This window comes from Arcobacter arenosus (assembly GCF_005771535.1).
Lineage (GTDB): Bacteria > Campylobacterota > Campylobacteria > Campylobacterales > Arcobacteraceae > Halarcobacter > Halarcobacter arenosus.
Genome location: NZ_VANU01000013.1, coordinates 1 through 5,653, shown reverse-complemented (window position 1 = coordinate 5,653; position 5,653 = coordinate 1). Strand labels below are relative to the sequence as shown.

4 protein-coding genes are annotated in these 5,653 nt (G+C 26.1%); 3 read left to right on the top strand and 1 reads right to left on the bottom strand.

Features of this window, described 5'->3' with window-relative positions; genetic code table 11:
* Positions 1 to 175: 175 nt before the first annotated feature.
* A complete protein-coding gene (locus FDK22_RS15575) occupies positions 176 to 907 on the bottom strand; it encodes a response regulator transcription factor (RefSeq protein WP_138153917.1) in 732 nt (243 codons plus the stop codon).
* 181 nt (positions 908 to 1,088) lie between these two features.
* Between FDK22_RS15575 and FDK22_RS15570 the strand changes: the two genes are divergently transcribed.
* From FDK22_RS15570 to FDK22_RS15560, 3 genes are all read left to right on the top strand, one after another.
* Positions 1,089 to 2,282, top strand: a complete 1,194-nt coding sequence (locus tag FDK22_RS15570) for an ATP-binding response regulator (RefSeq protein WP_138153916.1) — start codon at positions 1,089 to 1,091, stop codon at positions 2,280 to 2,282.
* A 26-nt stretch (positions 2,283 to 2,308) separates the two neighbouring features.
* Entirely contained in the window at positions 2,309 to 4,786 is a 2,478-nt protein-coding gene (locus tag FDK22_RS15565; RefSeq protein WP_138153915.1) for a transporter substrate-binding domain-containing protein, read from the top strand.
* Positions 4,787 to 4,870: 84 nt separating this feature from the next.
* A partial coding sequence (locus FDK22_RS15560; protein WP_240534062.1) for a glutamate synthase-related protein occupies positions 4,871 to 5,653 on the top strand: 783 nt, incomplete at its 3' end.

Sequence of the window (5,653 nt, the reverse complement as noted above, 5' to 3'; positions counted from 1 at the left end):
AGTTGACTGGATGCCTTTTGGTGGTGCTAAAACTTCTGGTTTAGGTCTTGGTGGTATTCCTGACTCTATGCACGAAATGCAAAACCAAAAGCTTATGGTTATCAAATCGCCTTCTTTATAATATTAAAAGAAGAGAATATCTCTTCTTTTAATTAAGATACACTACTTAAAACCTTTAAACTTCGTGGGTATATCCCAATCCATAAATATTTTTAATATGTAAACCAGGAACTTTTTTTCTTAATCTGTATATCAAACTTTTTAAGTGAGTAATATCAGGATTTAAATCAAACTCTTCAAACCAAATAGTATTTATCAGTTCATCAACTGTACAAATTTTTCCATTATTATTTAAAATAGTTTTTACAAACCTTATCTCATTTTTTGTAAGTTCAATAATTTTATCATTTTCTATTAATTTATTTTTATCTTTATCCCAAATTAAAGTTTCGTTGATTCTAACTATATTTGTATCTTCATTTTTATTATTATGATAAATCTCATTACAAAGTTTAAACATATCATCTAAAAAAGTTGAATAATCAATAGGTTTTGTAAAAAATTGATGAATTCCTAAATTAACTAAAGGGAGAAGATATTTAAATTCATTTCTAGCTGAAAGTATTACAACCTTTTGGTCTTTTTTTATTTTATACAAAGAATCAACCAATTCTATTCCATCAAAATTTGGCATTTTAATATCTGAAATCACTAAATCATAATAAGAGTTTGTTTCTTTAAAATACTCTTTGTATTTATTTAAAGCATCCATTCCATCAACTGCAGTTTCTACTTTAGGAAAAATATCTTGAAGTAATTCAGTAAACTCTTTTCTAAAATCAGTATCATCTTCAACAAAAAGAACAACCATATTTCTAGTATATTTTTTCAATAAACCATAGTCCACTAAAACCCTTTTTTCAATAGATAGTCAATAAAATTTAAAGAATTTATATTATCATTTTGTTACTTATATTAATGTATAAAACTGTTTATATTTTAGATACTCTATATTTATCTATGTAACTATATGGTACTATTTGACTACTATTTGTTGTTATACTACTAAAAAAGAAAAAAGAATTATTATGATTGATAAACAAATTTTAAATAATATTAATGTACTTTACGCAGAAGATGAATCAATAATCCAAGAGGGTATAAAAGAGACCCTAAACCTATTTGGGATAAATGTAATATGTGCCCAAAATGGTCAAGAGGGATTAGAATTATTTAAAGAATCAAATAATAAAATCGATTTAATATTAACCGATATAAAAATGCCAAAACTTGATGGACTTGGTATGATTGAAAAGATTAGAGAGATTAATAGAGATATCCCTATTATTATAACTACAGCCCATCAAGAAACTAGTTATTTAATGCAATCAATTGAACTAAATATTGATGCTTATGTACTGAAACCTATAAATATTTATAAATTAGAAGAAACCTTAATAAAAGCAATTGAACCCTCTATTTTAAAAAAGAAGCTTATAGAGAAAAATAAAAAATTAGAAATTGAAATAGCAAAAAATGAAGAGAAACAAAAGATTATGGAAGCACAGTCAAGATTTGCAGCAATGGGTGAAATGATAAGTATGATAGCCCATCAATGGAGACAACCTCTAGCTTCAATTGGTACTGCTTCATTTAATCTAAAATATAAACTTCTTTCAGGAAAATTTGATTTAACAACAAAAGAAGGAAGAGAAGAGCAAGCAGAGTTTTTTACTGGTAAACTTGATGAGATAGAGTTTTATGTTCAAAATCTTACAACAACTATTGATGACTTTAGAAATTTTTACAAAACAGATAAAACTATTGTAAAAACAACAATTGATAAATCAATAAATAGTAGTTTAAAGATTTTACAAAAAGACTTAGAAACAAACGATATTGAAATAAAATTAAATCTTAATAGTAAAAATATAATAAATATCTATGAAAATGAGATTATCCATGTATTTATAAATATCATAAAAAATGCTCAAGATAAGTTTTTAGAAAAGAAAATAAAAAATGCTGTTTTAGAAATAACAACAAAAGATTTAGATGATGGAATTGAAATTGAGATTTATGACAATGGAGGAGCCTTTGAAAAAGATAATCTAGATGTTATCTTTGAACCATATTTTTCAACTAAAAAAGAGAAAAATGGTACAGGAATTGGACTTTATATGTCAAAAATAATAATTGAAAAAAATCATAATGGAAAAATTGCCGCAAAAAATATAAATGAAGGGGTATCTTTCAATATTATTTTACATAGTATGATATAATCATAAAAAGATTTTGGAGTCAATTTTTGAGATTTGTTGTTTTTATATTATTAGTTTTAAATACCCTGTGGGCAGATCAGTCTATTCTCACAAAAAAAGAGCAAGATTGGATTAAAAACAACACTCTAAAAGTTGGAATTACTGACCTTTATCCCTTAAGTTATCTTACAAAAGACTATCAAAGAGCAGGTTTTGCAAATGATATCTTAGCACTTATTATAAAAAAGTTTCAAATAAAAAATAGGACCATCGATATTGACCAAGGTAATATTGAATTTGCCTTTGAAAATGGTGAAATTGATTTAATTCCCTTAGTAAATAACTCAAAAGTTGAAAATGATATTGGAGTATATTCTTCAGAAATTTTGGAAATCAAAAGGGTTCTATTTGTAAAAAAAGAGCAAAATAATATAAACTCAATTGATGATTTGAAACACAAAAAAGTTGCAATTATAAATCATGCAGGAAATATTTCACATATCTCAACTAAATATCCTAATATAAAACTGATTGAAACAAAAAGTATGGAAGAATCAGTAAGCTTACTATTAGAAGGAAATGTTGAAGCTTTAATCTCTTCACCAATTATTGTTCAAAAATATTTAGAAGATAATCTTTTAATAGGTTTAAAGGCTATGCCTTTAATTATTTTTGAGCCTACAAATTTATATTATTTAACAAAAAAAAGTGAAACAGAACTTCAATCAATTATAGAAAAAGGTCTAAATCAAATAACTATAAAAGAGAGAAAAGAGTTATTTGATAAATGGTTTTTAAAAGATTTAGCTGATTTACCATTGATATTTTCACGGGAAGAGAAAAACTATTTAGAAAATAAAAATGCCATTAATATGTGTGTTGATCCCGACTGGATGCCATACGAAAAAATAGAAAACCATAAACATGTTGGTATTGTTGCTGATTATATGAAAGGATTTCAAGAAAAAATTGGCGTTCCTTTAAAACTTGTTGAAACAAAAAATTGGAGCCAATCTTTAGAGTATGTTAAAAATAGAAAATGTGATATTTTAGCTTTGGTAATGGATACTCCAAAAAGAAGAGAATATATGAACTTTACCAAACCATATATTACTACTCCATTAGTTTTAGTTACAAAACGAACTGTTGCTTTTATCAGTGATTTAAAAACCTTAAAAAATAAAAAAATTGGTATCCAAAAAGATTTTGCATATAACGATATTATTAGAGAAAACTACCCAAATATACAAGTAATAGACCAAAAACATTTGAGAGATGGTTTAAAAAAAGTTGAAAGGGGTGAACTTTTTGGACAAGTTACAACCCACCTAAATGTTGCCTATGCTTTTCAAGAAGAGTTTTATGGAAGTTTACAAATTTCAGGTAAATTTGATGATGAATGGAAATTATCAGTGGGAGTTAGAAATGATGACCCTGTTCTTCTAAGCATTTTTGAGAAACTTGTTAGTTCAATTAGTGATGAAACTACACAAAAGATTATGAACCATTGGGTATCAATAAAATTTGAAAAAGTTTTTGATTACCAACTTTTTTGGAAAATATTAGTATTTTTTGTTTTTGTTCTTTCTGTAATTTTATATACATATTTTTTACAAAGAAAATATATTAGAAAATTAACAAGAGTAAAAGATGAAATACAGATGTTAAATAGTACCTTAGAAAAAAAAGTACAAAGTAGAACTAGTGAATTGGAACTTTCTAATAAAAAACTAAAAGATAAAACCCATGAACTAGAAGACTTAAATAATACCCTAGATATTAAAATAAAAAAAGAGATTGATAATAGAAAAAAACAAGAACAACTTTTAATACAACAAAGTAAATTAGCAGAAATGGGAGAAATGATTTCCATGATTGCTCACCAATGGAGACAACCATTAAGTGCTTTAAGTACTATTATCCAAAATATTCACCTTAGATACTCCCTAGAAAAACTAGATCAAGAGTATTTAGACAAACAAATGCAACTAAGTAATGCACTTACAGATAAGATGTCAAAAACTATTGATGACTTTAGAAACTTCTTTGAACCAAATAAGGAGAAAAAACCTTTCTCAATTAAAGATGCAATACAAAAAACAATCTTCTTAATTGATGACAGTTTTAAAAGTAATAGTATAAAAATAGAATATCAAATTTTAGATGATGTTATTATGTACGGATTTGAAAGTGAACTTTCACAAGTTTTATTAAATATTCTTACAAACTCTAAAGATGCTTTTTTAGAAAAAGATATTCAAAACCCAGAGATTTTAATAAAGACTAAAAAAGTTCAAACTCACATAAAAATAATGATTTCTGATAATGCAGGTGGGATTAGTGAATCAATTATAAATAAAGTCTTTGAACCTTATTTTACTACCAAAGAGAGCTACAATGGTACTGGCCTTGGATTATATATGAGTAAAATCATTATTGAACAAAATATGAAAGGTCAATTAAGTGTAAAAAATATTAAAAATGGAGTTGAGTTTACAATTTACATACCATTAAAAATCAATTAACTTTTTTTAATATCAAATAAAAAAACCACTTTTTGACTACTCTTTTAAGCAATAATTCTTGGATTAAAAATTTAGGATTTATTCATGCAAACATGGCTAATAATAGTATTATTTTTTACTATAATTATTTTTATGTGGTACATTCATGATAAGTATGTACAAAGAAAACATCAAATTTTAGTTAACTACCCAATAATAGGTAGATTAAGGTTTGTGTTCCAAGAGTTTAGGGAACCATTTAGACAATACTTTGGTGATGAAAAGTTTTATGAGTCTATGGATAAACTTGATTGGGTTTATAATGCTGCTAGGGATAAAGCAAATTTCGCTTCTTTTTCACCTGCTCAACCAATGAAAAAACCAAAACTAATGTTAAAACATACAAATATTGTTTTAAATGATGATGAAGTTGAAAATGATTTTTCAGTTACTTTTGGGGAACAAAGAGAACAACCATTTTATGCTAACTCTTTGATAGGTAGAGGTCCTATGAGTGATGGTTCTATTTCACCTGAAGGAACTAGAGCCTTTGTTTATGGAGCAAAAGAAGGAAACTTTCCCATAAACTCAGGAGAAGGTGGTTTAACTACTAACTTTTTTGTAAGTCATAGTAATTATGACACAAGATATATGAAAGAGGTTAAAGGTACACCTTTTGAAGAAAAAATCTTCAAAGCTTGTAAAATCTTATTTAATGTTCCTGTTGCAATTGACTTTTATAGAAAAATTATTTTTAGAAAAGACCCTTTAGCAGATACTTATGTTTTCAATAAAGAAAAAGAGTGCTTTTACAGACCAAACTGGGATGCTCCTTTAGATGTTTTCCCTAAAAATGTTCCAGATGATATGCCTGATATTATTTTACAA

Coding starts and splice junctions, on each gene's coding strand:
- FDK22_RS15570 (WP_138153916.1), top strand. CDS start 1,089: ATGATTGATAAACAAATTTTAAATAATATTAATGTACTTTACGCAGAA.